Below are 14521 nucleotides of genomic sequence, written 5' to 3'. Positions count from 1 at the left end.
CTGGCCGAACTGCCCGAACTGGGGAGGCTCAACCGGCGTCAGATCGCTGCCCTGGCGGGTCTGGCCCCCTTCACTCGGCAATCAGGACAATGGCGCGGCAAGAGCTTTATCGGCGGCGGCCGCAAAAGCGTCCGTTGCGCCCTGTTCGTCAGCGCATTGAGCGCAAAGACCCACAACAAGACTTTCAAGACCTTCTTTGAAAACCTGGTCAAGGCCGGAAAGCCTAAAATGGTCGCCATGATCGCCGTCGCCAGGAAACTACTGACACAGATCAACGCCATGATCAGAGATAACAGGCCGTGGACTGAACAAAAAACTTGACTAATAACACAGTCGCTCCCCATCAGAGATGGGGAGGTACAAGAAGCTTAGAGTTTCGCTTCGATCCGGATGTCGCCCTTGAAGAGCTGCTTGAGCTTGCCGGCGTCTTTTAGCCCGACAATCGGCATCTTGTTGTCGTACAGCTCTTCCTCGATGATGCCCAGGGCCTCGCACTGGTCGAGTACATGGGTCAGCAGGCCGGCGTCATAATCGCGGGCAATACCGAAGGTCTGAAGCCGTGTGGTGTAATCGGGCTTGTCGGACTTGCCGAGCACATGGTCGATCAGCTTCTTGCGGCCGCGCGGCCCGTTCAGCCGATAGAGGGCCGACATCAGCATCTGGGCGGCCTCGGTGACATCGGTAACGCGATTGCGGTTCAGGCAGTTGTCGCATGACCGGCAGGGCTCGCCCGCCTCGTCGCCGAAATACTGCCGGATGGCCTGTTTGCGGCAGTCATGGCCGAGCACCATCTGGAAAAAGTCGCGCGCCTTTTCCTTCTGCACCGATTGATCCGCCGCGCCCTCACTTTCACGCAGGCCCAGACGGCGAATGGCCCATCCCAGATCGCCGGGATTATGGAAACAGATGCCGGCGGCGGGCAGGCCGTCGCGTCCGGCGCGACCGACCTCCTGCCAGTAGGCTTCGGTGGAAGAGGGCGGATCGGCATGGATGACAAAGCGGACATCGGCCTTGTTGATGCCCATACCAAAGGCAATGGTGGCGACCATGATCTTGGACTTGCCCGCCATGAAAGCCTTAAGCCGGTCTTCGCGCACCTGCGCCGGAAGCCCGGCATGATAGGCGGTGGCGGAAAAGCCTTCCTTGGTCAGGTTTTGCGCCAGCTTTTCGGTGCCGTCACGCGAACCGCAATAGATGATGCCGGCATTGCCTTTTTGCCGCCGCAGGATATCGACGATCGATTTCAGCACGGCGCCCTTGCGGCGGACAAAGCGCAGGGAGAGGTTGGGCCGGTCGAACCCGGCCACGATCTCGGCGGCGTCATCGATATGCAGGGCGGCCTTGATATCCCCGCGTGTATGGGCGTCGGCCGTGGCGGTCAGGGCCAGGGTCGGCACGCCGGGCAGCAGGGCCTTGAGCTGGCCGAGCGCGCGGTATTCCGGACGGAAATCATGGCCCCACTGGCTGATGCAGTGCGCTTCGTCGATCGCCATGATGGATGGGCGCAGTTTGACCAGCCGGTCGAGCACGAAGGGCGACAGGGCTTCCGGTGACAGGTAGAGCAGGTCAAGATTGCCGTCGCTAGCATCGTCCCACAGACGGGTGCGATCGTCGAGCGACTGGCTGGAATCGAGCCGTTCGGCGCGCACGCCGCGCGCTTTCAGCGCCATCACCTGATCGCTCATCAGGGCAATCAGCGGGGAGATGACGATGCCGATGCGCCCCCTAAGGAGCGCCGGGATTTGATAACACAGGCTCTTGCCGCCACCGGTCGGCAGGACGGCCAGGGTGTCATGACCGGAAAGGACCGAGGCGATGACCTCGGCCTGCTTGCCGCGAAAGGCCTCGTAGCCGAAAACCGTGCGCAGGATATCTTCGGCGCGAGCCATATCGCTGGCGGGTCGGTTCAGGGTATCGGCAGGGGAGGACATTGATTTAGCGATAGGGTGTTTCGCTCTTCGGGCCAAGAGGTAAAGGTGGAGAGAGGCGCGGATAAACTTACGGCTCAGAGTCCGTGACGCCGGTGACTCTGGCGGCTTATTTTTGCCTGAATAGCCGTGCTATGCTATGGCCGGTGTCGGGGGGTACGCGCGGGTTAACCAATCTTCACGCGACAGCTTCCCTGGATTTGCTATAAGACACTTAAAGACCGCAGCGGGCGATGCGGAACCATGTTCATGAGTGAGGATTGAATGTCTAACGGACGGGGCCCCGATGACGGTATGGGGACGGGGAAAAGAACAGGGCGTCGCTCGCCTCTGCAGGCTGTCTTTTACTGGCTGACCATAGCGGTCATCTGGATCGCTATTTTTGGCGTGGCTTTTGTCGGCGTCATGGCCATCGACCTGCCGGATATTTCGAAGCTCGACAATCCGGACCGGCAGCCCTCCATCACCTATCTCGATCGCTCGGGCGCTCTGATCGCCGTGCGCGGCGGATCGCAGGCATCGGCGCCAGTCAAGATCGAGGAACTGCCCGACTATGTGCCGCTGGCCTTCGTGGCCATCGAAGACCGCCGGTTCTTTACCCATCCGGGTTTCGACCCGGTCGGTATCAGCCGCGCGCTTTTGCGTAATCTCAGCAAGAAAAAAGGCTCTAACCTGGCTGGTGGCTCCACCATCACCCAGCAACTGGCGCGTAATCTCTTCCTCAGCGCCAACCAGAACATGAAGCGCAAGGTTCAGGAACTGATGATCGCGGTGTGGCTTGAGCACAAGTACACCAAGAAGGAAATCCTGGAGATGTACCTCAACCGGGTCTATTTCGGCGCGGGGGCCTATGGCATAGAGGCGGCATCGCAGCGCTATTTCAACAAGGATGCCAAGGACTTAAGCGTGGGTGAGGCTGCCATGCTGGCCGGCCTGATGAAGGCGCCGAACTCCTATTCGCCGCTTTCCGATCAGGAACGCGCCGGCCGCCGCGCCATGATCGTGCTCAATGAAATGGTGCAATCGAAGGTCATTACGCCTGAGCAGCGCGACGAGGCCATCGCCAAGCCGATCAGCGTGTCGAAGACCCTGGCCTCGGCCCATGCGCAGTATTTCATCGACTGGCTGGACAAGGATATCCGCTCGCTGATCGATCCGAAGAACACCGAAGATCTGATCGTCGAGACCACGCTCGACCTGCCGATCCAGACCGACGCCGAGCGCGCCGTCCAGACCATCATGGCGCGAGACGCCAAAAAGGGTGTGCAGCAGGCGGCGGTCGTGTCAGTGGATGGCGAAGGCCGTATCCGCGCCATGATCGGTGGGGTTTCCTATGCCGACTCGCAGTTCAACCGCGCCACCGACGCCCACCGCCAGACCGGATCGTCTTTCAAGCCGTTTGTCTACCTGACGGCGATGGAAAAGGGTTACCAGCCGACCACACCGGTGGTGGATGAGCCCTACAGCATTGGCGATTATTCTCCGGAAAACTACACCCGGAGTTATATGGGCCTGATCGACCTGCAAACCGCCCTGGCCCATTCGATCAATACGGTGGCCGTGCGCCTGGCCAATGATATCGGCCGCGATAATGTCGCGGCGACGGCGCACCGCATGGGACTGACGGCCAAGATCAACACCGATCCGGCCATGGCGCTCGGCACCTCCGAGGCCACGCCGCTGGAAATGGCGCAAGCCTATATTCCGTTCTCAAATGGCGGCATCCGCGCCACCGTGCATGGCGTCATTCGCATCCGCACCGCCACCGGCAAGGTGATGTACCAGTACCGCGATCCGGGCGAGGACGGTGGCCGCGTGCGCGTGGTCAATAATCCGGCCCTGTCCAACATGACCCTGATGATGCGTGGGGTCATGGCGCGCGGTTCCGGCACCGGCGCTAATATTCCCGGCTATGACCTCGCCGGCAAGACCGGCACCACCAGCGACTACCGCGATGCCTGGTTCGACGGCTTCACCGGCGGCTTCGTCACCGTGGTGTGGGTGGGACGCGACGATAACACGCCGATGAAGGGCAAGGTCACCGGCGCCGGTACACCCGCCGCCATCTGGAAGACCTATATGACCTCGGCGCTCAAGCGCATCCAGGTCAGCGCCATTCCGGAAGGCCCGCCGCCGAGCGAGTTAACTCCGGTGGCCGAGGATGCCCTGCGCGACCTGCTGGGCACCCAGGCGGATGCCGTGGCGGCCTCGCAGGCGGCCAATGACAATGGCCAGGGTCAGAATGGTGAGCTGCCGCCGATCGTCACCATGAAGCCGATCCCCAACCCGGAAGAGAAGAAAAAGGACAGTTCGCTGGACGATCTCTTCTCGGAAGCGCAAAGGAAGAACCAGTGAGGCCACGGGCCTCAACCTGAACTGCGACAGAGCTGACCGAGGGGGTAACACGGACGGAATTTACCCCCTCTTGAAAATTGCGAATAGCAATTTCCAAGCTCCCCCTCCAAGAGGGGGAGATATTTACGAACTGTACTTAAACAGTGTATGGCCCTCGGTCTTGAGCCATTTGCGCGCCGGCTTGTAGTCGCCGAACATCGCGGTTACTTCGTTCCAGAAACGATCGGAATGGTCCGGATGCTTCAGGTGCGCGCATTCGTGGGCGACAAGATATTCCAGCACCTTCGGCGGCGCCAGGATCACCCGCCAGCTATAGCGGATGGCCTTGCGCCCCGGCGTGCAGGAGCCCCAGCGGCCGCGGGCGTCGAACAGTGAAATTTTCACGCCGGAAACGCCCAGCATTTTCGCATAGCGGTCGGTCTCGGTCTGGAGTGTCTTAAGCGCCTGTTGACGCAGGTAGCGCTCGATGCGACGGGCGAACAGCTTCTCGTCGCCGCTGGTGACCAACTGCCATGAGCCATCGTCGGTTTGCATGGGGCGGGCCGTGATAACGCCGGCCTTTTCCGCCAGAGTGACGGTATGGCCGCGTATGGCAAGCGCCATACCGGGCGCGAAGGCTTGAGGTGCGTCCTGGTTGCGGCGGTGCTGCAATATCCAGTCATGGCGGCTGCGGGCAAAATCGACGGCATCGGCCAGGTGCTTCGGGCGAGGTGCCGTCACCACGGCTTCACCGCTCCGCGCATCGATGCGCAGGGAAATCCGCCTGGCACGGGCATTGACCTTCAGGCGCAGTTTATATTCGCCGCAATCCAGCAGGTCGCCGGCAGCATAGGTGGCCGTCGGGCGGATCAGCGCCTTAAGCGAGCTTATCATTTTGGGCGATGAAATCGCGGATGCGTGGATAGATGTCTTCGCGGAAGCGGCGGCCGTTAAAGACGCCGTAGTGGCCGGCGCCTTTCTGGACATACAGGAGCTTCCTGTCGTCCGGAATATTGGGACACATGGCGTGTGCCGCCTGGGTCTGGCCGACGCCGGAAATATCGTCCTTCTCGCCTTCCACGGTCATCAGGGCGATATCGGTAATGGCTTTCGTATCGACGGCGCGTCCCTTATGGACCAGTTCCCCCTTCGGCAGGGCGAACTTCTGGAACACCAGGTCGATGGTCTGGAGGTAGAATTCCTCGGTCAGGTCGAGCACCGACAGGTATTCGTCGTAAAATTCCAGGTGCTTGGTTTCGGCGTCGCCGTCATTATCGACCAGCGAATGGAAATAATCCCAGTGCGCATCGGCGTGGCGGGCCTCATTCATGCTCATGAAGCTGTAGAGCTGGACAAAGCCCGGATAGACGCGGCGGCCAAGGCCCGGATAGGGCGGCGGCACGGTGTGGATCATGTTCGATTTGAACCAGGTGAAGGGCTTTTCCTGCGCCAGGTCGTTGGTCACGGTCGGGTTGAAGCGGGCATCGATCGGCGAGCCCATGAAGGTCATCGAGGCCGGGCGGCAGGCGTCCCTGTCTTCCGACATCAGGCAGGCGGCGGCCAGGACCGGCGGCCCCGGCTGGCAGACGGCCACCACATGGGCGCGGCTGCCGATGACGGTCAGCATGTCGCGGATATGATCCATGAAGGAATAGAAGTCGAAACGGCCTTCGAGGATCGGCACCTGGCGGGCATTGACCCAGTCGGTGATATAGACATCGTGATCGAGCAGGAATTCCTGCACCGTGCCGCGCAGCAGGGTGGCGTAGTGGCCCGACAGCGGCGCCACGATCAGGACGGCCGGCGCCGAGGTCTTGCGTTTGGCGCGGCGCAGATCGGACGGATCACGCTGGAAACGCAGCAGGCGGCACCACGGGCTCGACCAGTCCTCGATGATCTGGACCCGGACATCGACATCGTTGATCTTTACGCTGTTGATGCCCCATTCGGGCTTGCCGTAGCGCTTGGTGACGTTGGAAAACAGTTCGGCAGACGCATAGAGCGTGCGGCCGATGGCGGTATCCGAGGCCGGATTGAGCTTCGACCCCCAGAAATCGCGCGTCATCTGCGCCATGGCCCGCAGCGGGGCGGCGGAATAGTAGGCGTATTCATGGAGCGAATAGAGCATGGAGGTCATGTGTACTCTGGTTACCGTTAGCGGTAACCTACATTAGCAAACATGTCCTGCCAATTCATTACGACGCCCGAAAACATAAGTTTACCAGGGTGCGAAGCACCCTGGACCCTTAAGTTTAACAGCGTCTGTGACCGCCAGGGTCTAAGTGGCTGCCTTCATTGAGTCTTTGATCTGTTCGGCGCTTTGCTGGGGGGTAATATCGCTCATCAGCGGCGAATCGAACTGACCCTTCGGGTTCATCAAAAAAATCACGGCTGTGTGATTATAGGTGTAATTATCGCCATCGCCGCTCTTGCTGGCCGTCACGCGATAGGCCTTTTCGACCGATTTGATCTCTTCTGAGCTGCCGGTCAGGCCGATCACGCCCGGTGGAAAGCCGCCACTGGCGAGGTAGGCTTTCATATTGGCCGGCGAATCACGCTCCGGGTCGACCGTGATGAAGACAATCTGAAGCTTGTCGGCATCCTTGCCCAAAGCGGCTTTCGTGCGGGCCAGGGATTGCAGGGTCAACGGGCAGACATCCGGGCAATAGGTGTAGCCGAAGAAGACCGCCGTCCATTTGCCATTGAGGATCGACTGATCGACGCGCTGGCCATCCTGGTTGGTGAGGGTGAAGGGGCCGCCGATGGTCACCGACGGGTCGACCTGCGACGCATACTGCGACCTTGCGCCATTTGCGCCGCCCTTCAGGCTGTTGTACCAGTTGTACCCGGCCAGGCCGATCAGCAGGGCGAAGGCGGCGGCGATGATCGCCAGGCGGAATTTAGTCATCGGAAGCTTTCGAGCCAAAGAATATAATGTTTGTCAGCAAGACCCTAAACCATATCTCGGCCTTTTTAAACGGCGCCGATGTCGCAGCCCCCATCGGCGGTGGGGCCGAGCAGGATCACCTGCGTCTGCGCACCTTGATCATGCTGCGCTGGCTGGCGATTCTCGGCCAGAGCGCCATGATCCTGCTGATCGCCTATGGTTTCAATTACCCGCTTCGCCTGTGGTCATGCCTCAGCATCATCATGGGCAGCGCCTGGCTGAACATCATCCTCAGCCTCGGCCGGCGCAATTCGCGCGTCGCCGGCTGGGAAGCGACCCTGCAACTGAGCTTCGATGCCGTCCAGCTTGGCCTGCTGCTCGGCGTCACCGGCGGGCTGAACAATCCCTTCTGCCTGCTGCTGATCGCCCCGCCCACCGTGGCGGCCGCCAACCTGCCGACGCGTCATGGACTGATCGTGGTGGCGGTATCAATGGCGGCCGCCATTGCTCTGGCTTTCTGGTCGCTGGACCTGCCGTGGAAAGCCGGGGAGGCGTTCGTATTGCCCCAAATGTACCGGCTGGGTTTCCTGGCGGCCATACTGGTCGGCATCGCTTTCACCGCCGGCTATGCCTGGCAGGCGGCGCTGGAAGCGACGCGTATGGCGCAGGCTTTAGCTGCCACACAGGCCGTGCTGGAAAAGGAGACCCGGCTGTCGGCGCTGGGCGGCCTAGCGGCGGCCGCGGCGCACGAACTGGGCACGCCGCTTGGCACGATCCAGGTGGTGGCGCGCGAAATGCTGCATGGCCTCAAGCCGGAAAACCCGCTCTATGAAGATGCCGAACTGCTGGTATCACAGAGCCAGCGCTGCCGCGATATCCTGAAGGCCCTTTCCGCCCGCCCCGAAACACGCGATGCGGTCTACGACCAGGTGCCGCTTAAAACCTTCCTGAGCACGGCCGCCGAGCCCTATCAGAGCGCGCGGGTAGCCATCCATATCGACGTGGAAGCGCGCGGAATCGGCGATGCCGACGGGGGTATCCTGATCCTGCGCCGGCCGGAATGGCTGCACGCCTTTTCCGCCTTTATCGAAAACGCTGTCGATTTCGCCCGTTCGGAGGTGCGCATCAGCGCCGAAGTGACGCGCGGCTATGTGGCGCTGACCATTTCGGACGACGGGCCGGGATTCGCGCCGGACATATTGTCGCGGCTGGGCGAGCCTTATATTTCCTCGCGTTATGATGCCGACGAGGGCGTAAAAGCCGGCAAAAAGCTTGGCGCACAAAGCCATTCCGGCATGGGGCTGGGCTTTTTCATCGCCAAGACCCTGCTGGAACACACCGGCGCCAATGTCACTTTCGGCAACCGCGAGATCGGCGGCGCCTATGTGCGGGCCTTGTGGCAGCGCGATCAAATCGATATCCTGTCGCCTGATGTATAAGGGGTTATGCTCATGGACGCCGATCCTCACGAAGTGCTGAAAACCGCCATTGCCGGCCTGGCCGACAAGACCCTGCTGCTGATGGACGACGACGCGCCGTTTCGCAATCGCTTGGCACGGGCGCTGGAGATGCGCGGCTTCACCGTGGTGTTGGCCGAGGGTGTGCATCAGGCCATGGAGATGATCGAGGCCAGTCCGCCGGCCTTCGCGGTGATGGACATGCGGCTGGAGGACGGTAACGGCCTGCAGGCGGTCGAGGCCCTGCACCGGAAGCGGCCAGAAGCGCGCGCCATCATGCTGACCGGCTACGGCAATATCGCCACGGCGGTGGCGGCGGTGAAATCCGGTGCCATTGATTACCTGTCCAAACCCGCCGATGCCGATGATGTGGTCAAGGCCCTGCTGGCGGTGGAAGATCATGCCCCGCCGCCGCCGGAAAACCCGATGTCGGCCGATCGCGTGCGCTGGGAACATATTCAGCGCGTCTATGCCCTGTGCGGCCAGAATGTTTCCGAAACCGCCCGCCGACTGAACATGCACCGCAGGACGCTGCAACGGATTCTGGCCAAGCGCGCCCCGAAATAATTACCTGTGGTGCGTGCCGCTCTCGTAAGGGTGGGCGGCAGAGGGCAGGATCAGATTATGCGTAATCTGGCTGACTGAGGATATGATGATCTGCACCGACAGGGCGCAGAGGATCAGGCCCAGCACGCGCACGACGACGACCATGCCGACGCGGCCGAAAATCCGCGAGATCGAGTTGGCGAACAGCAGGGTCAGCAGCACGGCAAAAGCGGTAGTGCAGATGGCGGCCACCCCGGTGGCCAGACCCAGAAGGCCCAGTTTCTGCGCTTCGCCGGCCTGGATGACCACGGTCGAGATTGTGCCCGGCCCCACCATCAGCGGAAAGGCGAAGGGCACGACCAGCTTTTCAAAGGCGTTCTTCGCCTTTTCGCGGTGGCCGAGCGGCTGGACGCCGGAGGCCGGATCGCCGCCATGCGCCACCTCATCGGCGCGGGTGAAGGTCTCGATAAAATCGCCGCGCGCCATTTCCAGGCCCATCAGGAAGAGCAGCAGCCCGCCGGCAATTCGGAAGGCATCCATCGAAATGCCGAAGAATTTCAATATGCTGAGGCCGGCGAAGAAGAAGACCGTCAGGATCAGGGCGGTGAAGATCGAGATATAGAGGCTGATCAGGCGGCGCGAGGCCGGGCTCTGGCTCTGAGTGGCGGCGGCAAAGATGGGCACATTGCCGATCGGGTCGATCAGGGCGAAAAGCGTGATGAAAAAGTTGACGTAGAACGAGATCAGAGTCATTTGGCTGCCCACCGATGAATTTGCTTACCACACAGCAATTCGCCCTTTCCCGCAAGCCTGTTGAGATTGTAACCATGCTGAAAGCTGATCCCCGCCTGATCGTTGCCCTCGATGAACCCGATCTGGCCTCGGCCCGCGCATTGGTGAAAACGCTCGGTGAGAACGTCAGTTATTACAAGATCGGCCTGACGCTTCTGGCGCAGGGCGGGCTTGCGCTTTGTGAGGAACTGGCGGCGCAGGGCAAGCAGGTCTTCCAGGACTGGAAGCTGCATGATATCGGCGCGCAGGTGGAAGGTGCCGCCAAGGCCGCGTCCTCCGGCGCCTGTGACCTGCTGACCGTCCATGCCGAGCCGCAGGTGATGAAGGCGGCGATCAGGGGTCGCTCTAATCCGAACACCAAGATCATCGGCGTGACGGTCATGACCTCGCTGACGCAAGGTGATCTTGATGAGATGGGTTATGGCGTGCCGCTGGCTGATCTGGTGCTGCGTCGCGTTGATCAGGCGGTCGAATGCGGCATGGATGGCGTGGTGGCCTCGCCGCATGAGGCGGCGCTGATCCGCGCCCGCGTGCCCGCTGATTTCCTGATCGTGACACCAGGTGTGCGTCCTGTGGGCGCGTCTGTCGATGACCAGCAGCGCATCGCCACGCCGGAAGATGCCTTCCGCAACGGCGCCTCGCATGTGGTGGTGGGGCGCCCGATCACGCGTGTCGCCGACCCGGTCGCGGCCACTCAGGCGATCCTTGAGGCGATTAAAAGCAAATGAAGAAAATCATCCGTTTTTTCGCTCTTTTTGTCATGCTAGCTTTGCTCTGCATGATGCTTTGGCGTGGTATCCTATATGAATCTGTAGGTGACAGATTTAGAGAACCCGCACCAGAACTTGGACGAATCCACCAGTACGACATGAAGGGTAACTTACTGTACCTGGATAAGTTTGATTACTGGAAATTTGTCGGTTTGGATTATGCTGTTCCCGGCGCATTTTTGCTTATCATCGCTATAGCGATCATGGACCGCAGGATAAAATAAGCCAGCAGTTGCGCAGGTGTTTAGAAGTCCACAGCAATCCCCTTACGTTCCCAGTCGCCATAGCGCGTGGGTTCGGGACCGGTCGGGCCGCCTTCCTCAATGGCTTTTGCGATCTCGGCCTCTTCCTTCGCGCGGCGCTCGGCGGCTTCGGCCAGGGCGCGTTTGGCGGCGGGGGAAAGAATCTTGCGCACCTCTAAGGCACTGAGATCGGCGGGTTTTTCAGGCTCAGATGACATTTTCGTAACCGTCTTGCGGGGTTGTGCGCGGATTTCCATATCTAAGCTCCTAAGTTTTGTTTCTCAAGGAGCCTTATCCAAATGAACCCGTTAAAGACCTGGCTGCTGTTGGCTGGCCTGACCGCGCTCTTCGGCGTGATCGGTTTTGCCCTGGCGGGGCCGACGGGCATGTTGATCGCGCTCGGCATTGCCGTGGCGATGAACGTTTTCAGCTACTATAATTCCGACAAGATGGTGCTGCGTATGTATGGGGCGCAACGCATTGACGCCAATGCGCCCAATGCCCTGCTGCGCGACTATTATGCCGATGTCGAAAGTTTGAGCCGCCGGGCCGGTCTGCCCATGCCGGCCGTCTATATCATGGATAGCGACCAGCCGAACGCCTTCGCCACCGGCCGCGATCCGCAGCACGCCGCTGTGGCTGCCACCACGGGTCTTTTACGTATGCTTGAGCGCGAGGAAATCCGCGGCGTCATGGCGCACGAACTGGCGCACGTGAAGAACCGCGACACCCTGACCATGACGATCACGGCGACGCTCGCTGGCGCCATCTCGTCACTGGCCAATTTCGCCATGTTCTTTGGCGGTTCGCGTGATGATGAAGAGGGCGGTAGCAATATTGTCGTCGTGCTGCTGATGGCCGTTCTGGCGCCGATCGCCGCCATGCTGGTCCAGATGGCGATTTCGCGCACCCGAGAATATGCCGCCGACCGCATGGGCGGTGAAATCTCCGGCGATCCGGAAAGTCTGGCGCGCGCTTTGAAAAAGATCGAAGCCTATGCCAAGGGCGGCGTGGTCAATCACGAGGCCGAGCGCAATCCGGCCTCGGCGCACCTGTTCATCATCAATCCCTTGAGCGGTCGCGGCATGGACAATCTGTTCTCGACCCACCCGGCGACGGAAAGCCGCGTCAATGCCCTGATCCAGCTCGGCATGGATATGAAGCGGCGCGGCACCTCTTTCGGCCAGACCAGCGTGCCGAAGGTTCAGTAGGGCAGAGAAAGCAGAAAATACCTCCAAAAGTGGTATTGCGGTAATTAAGGATTGCTGCAATAGTCTGAGTAATAACAAACGCCATGAGACACATGGCAACTCAGGGAGGTATCAATGAAGCGTGTTTTAACCACGGCGCTGGCCGCTGTGTTTCTCGCCGGTCCGGTCATGGCGCAAACCGCCGCACCGGCCGTCACGGAAGATTTCAAGCCGTCATCTGTCAATCAGCCGGGCCAGGCCTATCCGCAGGTCAATTCGCAGGGCTATGTCCGTTTTCGCGTCACCGCGCCCGATGCGCAGGCCGTTATGGTCAGCCTGGGCCTGGGTGGCCGCGGCGGCACCACCCTGACCAAGGGCGCGGATGGCGCCTGGACCGGCACCACGGAAGGCCCGATGGATGAGGGTTTCCACTATTATCACCTGACCGTCGATGGCGGCACCTTCAACGATCCGGGTACGCTGAATTTCTATGGTTCGACCCGCTGGGAAAGCGGCATCGAGGTGCCGGCGCATGACGCCGATTTCTATGCGCTCAAGGATGTGCCGCACGGCAATGTGCAGCAGATTCTGTTCCCCTCGCCCAGCACGGGCACGCAGCGCCGCGCCTTTGTCTATACGCCGCCGGGCTATGACGCCAGCAAGGCCGAGCGCTATCCGGTGCTTTATCTCCAGCACGGCTGGGGCGAGGATGAAACCGCCTGGGCCAATCAGGGCCACGCCAACCTGATCATGGATAATCTGATTGCCGAAGGGAAGGCCAGGCCCTTCATCATCGTGATGACCTACGGCATGACCAATGAGGTCAAGCCCGGCGGTTTGTTCAGCTTCGATATCAAACCGTTCCAGACGGTGCTGGTCAATGAATTGATCCCTTATGTCGACAGCCATTTCCGCACCCTGTCCGATCAGCCGCATCGCGCCATGGCGGGGCTTTCGATGGGCGGTTTCGAGACCAAGCTGATCACCTTCGCCAATATCGATAAATTCGCCTATATCGGTCTGTTGAGCGGCGGCACCATCTCGGTCGATGACGTCAACAAGACGCCGGGCTTTAAGGACAAGGTCAAGCTGGCCTTTGTCAGCTTCGGCAGCCGCGAACTGGAAGGGCCGCGCATGGGGCCGCCGGGCGCACCGCCGCAAGACCCGCGCAAGAACGCTGAAGAGCTCAAAGCCTCGGGCGTCAACAGCGTCTTCTATGTGTCGCCCAATACGGCGCACGAGTTCCTGTCCTGGCGGCGCAGCCTGCATGAACTGGCGCCATTGTTGTTCCGGGATTGATAAGCGTTTTGATGGGAAGAGGCGGTCCTGGCGGGCCGCCTTTTTTATGAGGTGGGGCACTGCGCGACTGATTTCGCTATCGGTCACTGGTCGAATATGGTGTTTTCCCGCACCGCCGGCGCGAAGATCAGTGGGTGCAACCTGCTGAATATTTAAAATCCCTAATTTGAACTAAAAGCCGGTCTTTGTGCATTTCAATCCCAAGGTATAGCCTCGGCGAAAATACATTCCTCAAATTGTTGTATGTCTTCGCTTTTAGCATCAATAATAATGCGATTATAAATTTTATCGCGTTCTTGCCTAAGACTATTCATCTGGTTAGACATCTTTTGGCCTATACGTGATCGTCGGCCAGTGATGTACCGGATCGTACCCATAATTGAAAGCAATGGATCGACACACGATAGTTTCTCTTCTGGAGTGATTGCTTGATAATAAGCTTCCCACAATCCTTTCAATTTCAAGTTATATTTGTTTGGCACTACCAACCTCGCGCCAACTACACCTACACCTGTTATGAACACTGCGCGATTTCCAGTTTGAAATCTAACTTTGTGGCTCTGTAAACCAGCTTGAGCGATGAGTTCTCTTATTTGGACTACCAGATCACCAGGTATTGATGGGCCTGATATAGTCAAATCATCAACCCAAACTGTGTAGTTTAATTGATAAGTTGCGCATAAGGCAGCGATATTATCGAAGAGGCGCCTATGCACAAGCGCTACTAGCACAGGCGTTACCGGCGAACCAAACGAGACAACATTATCGATCGTTACAAGATGCGTCAGCAGATCAGCCACGTCTTCGTACATGCCCAGATCAGCAATCAACCAGCGCCGGACCATGAGGAAACTTGTTGAGGGATAAAATTGTTTTAGATCAATCGTTAGATAGTGGTGTTGATCAAGGTGCTGCAACGCATTTTGTCGCGTCTTCGCACCCTTGCGCGGGCTAAAAAGATAAGGTGGAAGTTTCACCTTATGACCTGCTCCCCATTTCTTGGCCACCCGAAACTGGAATTTCCGGGGGTTAGGGCTCAGGGTGCGGCTGACACTACTGGGCCGGAAACGAGTGAT

At 59.7% G+C, this 14521-nt stretch carries 15 protein-coding genes; 8 read left to right on the top strand and 7 right to left on the bottom strand.

Going from position 1 to position 14521, the window contains the following annotated elements; translation table 11 throughout:
• On the top strand, positions 1–321 hold a 321-nt coding region (locus BLO49_RS18000), incomplete at its 5' end, for a transposase (protein WP_170828396.1).
• A gap of 47 nt (positions 322–368) precedes the next feature.
• On the opposite strand, the gene BLO49_RS17995 is transcribed toward BLO49_RS18000, so the two are convergent.
• The gene (locus BLO49_RS17995; protein ID WP_090650990.1) at positions 369–1931 is read right to left on the bottom strand and encodes a RecQ family ATP-dependent DNA helicase; all 1563 of its coding nucleotides are present in this window, start codon (positions 1929–1931) and stop codon (positions 369–371) included.
• Positions 1932–2192: 261 nt separating this feature from the next.
• Between BLO49_RS17995 and BLO49_RS17990 the strand changes: the two genes are divergently transcribed.
• The gene (locus BLO49_RS17990; protein WP_090650988.1) at positions 2193–4283 is read left to right on the top strand and encodes a transglycosylase domain-containing protein; all 2091 of its coding nucleotides are present in this window, start codon (positions 2193–2195) and stop codon (positions 4281–4283) included.
• Positions 4284–4406: 123 nt separating this feature from the next.
• Here the strand turns inward: BLO49_RS17990 and BLO49_RS17985 are convergent, their stop codons facing one another.
• From BLO49_RS17985 to BLO49_RS17975, 3 genes are all read right to left on the bottom strand, one after another.
• On the bottom strand, positions 4407–5156 hold the full coding sequence (locus BLO49_RS17985) for a M48 family metallopeptidase (protein ID WP_090650986.1): 750 nt from the start codon (positions 5154–5156) through the stop codon (positions 4407–4409).
• Positions 5140–6390, bottom strand: coding sequence for a polyhydroxyalkanoate depolymerase (locus BLO49_RS17980; protein ID WP_090650998.1), 1251 nt, complete (start codon positions 6388–6390; stop codon positions 5140–5142). Before BLO49_RS17980 ends, BLO49_RS17985 begins: the two co-directional genes overlap by 17 nt.
• A 150-nt stretch (positions 6391–6540) precedes the next feature.
• The gene (locus BLO49_RS17975) at positions 6541–7170 is read right to left on the bottom strand and encodes an SCO family protein (RefSeq protein WP_245679094.1); all 630 of its coding nucleotides are present in this window, start codon (positions 7168–7170) and stop codon (positions 6541–6543) included.
• Between the two features lie 26 nt (positions 7171–7196).
• Between BLO49_RS17975 and BLO49_RS17970 the strand changes: the two genes are divergently transcribed.
• Both BLO49_RS17970 and BLO49_RS17965 read left to right on the top strand, forming a co-directional pair.
• The gene (locus BLO49_RS17970; protein ID WP_090650985.1) at positions 7197–8588 is read left to right on the top strand and encodes an ActS/PrrB/RegB family redox-sensitive histidine kinase; all 1392 of its coding nucleotides are present in this window, start codon (positions 7197–7199) and stop codon (positions 8586–8588) included.
• A 12-nt stretch (positions 8589–8600) separates the two neighbouring features.
• Positions 8601–9173: an ActR/PrrA/RegA family redox response regulator transcription factor gene (locus BLO49_RS17965; RefSeq protein ID WP_415500751.1), complete on the top strand. Its 573-nt coding sequence runs from the start codon at positions 8601–8603 to the stop codon at positions 9171–9173.
• Here the strand turns inward: BLO49_RS17965 and BLO49_RS17960 are convergent, their stop codons facing one another.
• A complete protein-coding gene (locus BLO49_RS17960) occupies positions 9174–9905 on the bottom strand; it encodes a MarC family protein (RefSeq protein WP_090650996.1) in 732 nt (243 codons plus the stop codon). It lies immediately after the preceding gene.
• A gap of 77 nt (positions 9906–9982) precedes the next feature.
• On the opposite strand from BLO49_RS17960, the gene pyrF reads away from it, so the two are divergent.
• Together pyrF and BLO49_RS17950 are read left to right on the top strand one after the other, a co-directional pair.
• Positions 9983–10672, top strand: coding sequence for an orotidine-5'-phosphate decarboxylase (pyrF, locus tag BLO49_RS17955; protein ID WP_245679095.1), 690 nt, complete (start codon positions 9983–9985; stop codon positions 10670–10672).
• Positions 10669–10938: a hypothetical protein gene (locus BLO49_RS17950; RefSeq protein ID WP_090650981.1), complete on the top strand. Its 270-nt coding sequence runs from the start codon at positions 10669–10671 to the stop codon at positions 10936–10938. The genes pyrF and BLO49_RS17950 overlap by 4 nt, the downstream gene beginning before the upstream one ends.
• Before the next feature lie 20 nt (positions 10939–10958).
• Here BLO49_RS17950 and BLO49_RS17945 read toward each other — a convergent pair whose 3' ends face one another.
• A complete protein-coding gene (locus BLO49_RS17945; RefSeq protein ID WP_090650993.1) occupies positions 10959–11174 on the bottom strand; it encodes a DUF1674 domain-containing protein in 216 nt (71 codons plus the stop codon).
• A gap of 81 nt (positions 11175–11255) precedes the next feature.
• On the opposite strand from BLO49_RS17945, the gene htpX reads away from it, so the two are divergent.
• Positions 11256–12167 carry a zinc metalloprotease HtpX gene (htpX, locus tag BLO49_RS17940; protein ID WP_090650979.1) on the top strand — a complete coding sequence of 304 codons (912 nt, stop codon included), beginning with the start codon at positions 11256–11258 and terminating at the stop codon, positions 12165–12167.
• Between the two features lie 114 nt (positions 12168–12281).
• A complete protein-coding gene (locus BLO49_RS17935; protein ID WP_090650977.1) occupies positions 12282–13445 on the top strand; it encodes an alpha/beta hydrolase in 1164 nt (387 codons plus the stop codon).
• Positions 13446–13639: 194 nt separating this feature from the next.
• Here BLO49_RS17935 and BLO49_RS17930 read toward each other — a convergent pair.
• The coding region (locus tag BLO49_RS17930; protein ID WP_090650976.1) for a reverse transcriptase family protein at positions 13640–14521 on the bottom strand (882 nt) is incomplete at its 5' end.

It is taken from the genome of Asticcacaulis taihuensis, from assembly GCF_900100255.1.
GTDB lineage: Bacteria > Pseudomonadota > Alphaproteobacteria > Caulobacterales > Caulobacteraceae > Asticcacaulis > Asticcacaulis taihuensis.
The sequence above is the reverse complement of the archived record's forward strand: the minus strand, read 5'-3'. Positions and strand labels throughout refer to the sequence as shown.

Bases quoted from the DNA above. Each gene is read 5' to 3' on its own strand.
- BLO49_RS17960 (WP_090650996.1), bottom strand. From the start codon at position 9,905: ATGACTCTGATCTCGTTCTACGTCAACTTTTTCATCACGCTTTTCGCC.
- BLO49_RS17935 (WP_090650977.1), top strand. From the start codon at position 12,282: ATGAAGCGTGTTTTAACCACGGCGCTGGCCGCTGTGTTTCTCGCCGGT.
- BLO49_RS17975 (WP_245679094.1), bottom strand. From the start codon at position 7,170: ATGACTAAATTCCGCCTGGCGATCATCGCCGCCGCCTTCGCCCTGCTG.
- htpX (WP_090650979.1), top strand. From the start codon at position 11,256: ATGAACCCGTTAAAGACCTGGCTGCTGTTGGCTGGCCTGACCGCGCTC.
- BLO49_RS17980 (WP_090650998.1), bottom strand. From the start codon at position 6,390: ATGCTCTATTCGCTCCATGAATACGCCTACTATTCCGCCGCCCCGCTG.
- BLO49_RS17950 (WP_090650981.1), top strand. From the start codon at position 10,669: ATGAAGAAAATCATCCGTTTTTTCGCTCTTTTTGTCATGCTAGCTTTG.
- BLO49_RS17965 (WP_415500751.1), top strand. From the start codon at position 8,601: ATGGACGCCGATCCTCACGAAGTGCTGAAAACCGCCATTGCCGGCCTG.
- BLO49_RS17970 (WP_090650985.1), top strand. From the start codon at position 7,197: ATGTTTGTCAGCAAGACCCTAAACCATATCTCGGCCTTTTTAAACGGC.
- BLO49_RS17990 (WP_090650988.1), top strand. From the start codon at position 2,193: ATGTCTAACGGACGGGGCCCCGATGACGGTATGGGGACGGGGAAAAGA.
- BLO49_RS17985 (WP_090650986.1), bottom strand. From the start codon at position 5,156: ATGATAAGCTCGCTTAAGGCGCTGATCCGCCCGACGGCCACCTATGCT.
- BLO49_RS17995 (WP_090650990.1), bottom strand. From the start codon at position 1,931: ATGTCCTCCCCTGCCGATACCCTGAACCGACCCGCCAGCGATATGGCT.
- BLO49_RS17945 (WP_090650993.1), bottom strand. From the start codon at position 11,174: ATGTCATCTGAGCCTGAAAAACCCGCCGATCTCAGTGCCTTAGAGGTG.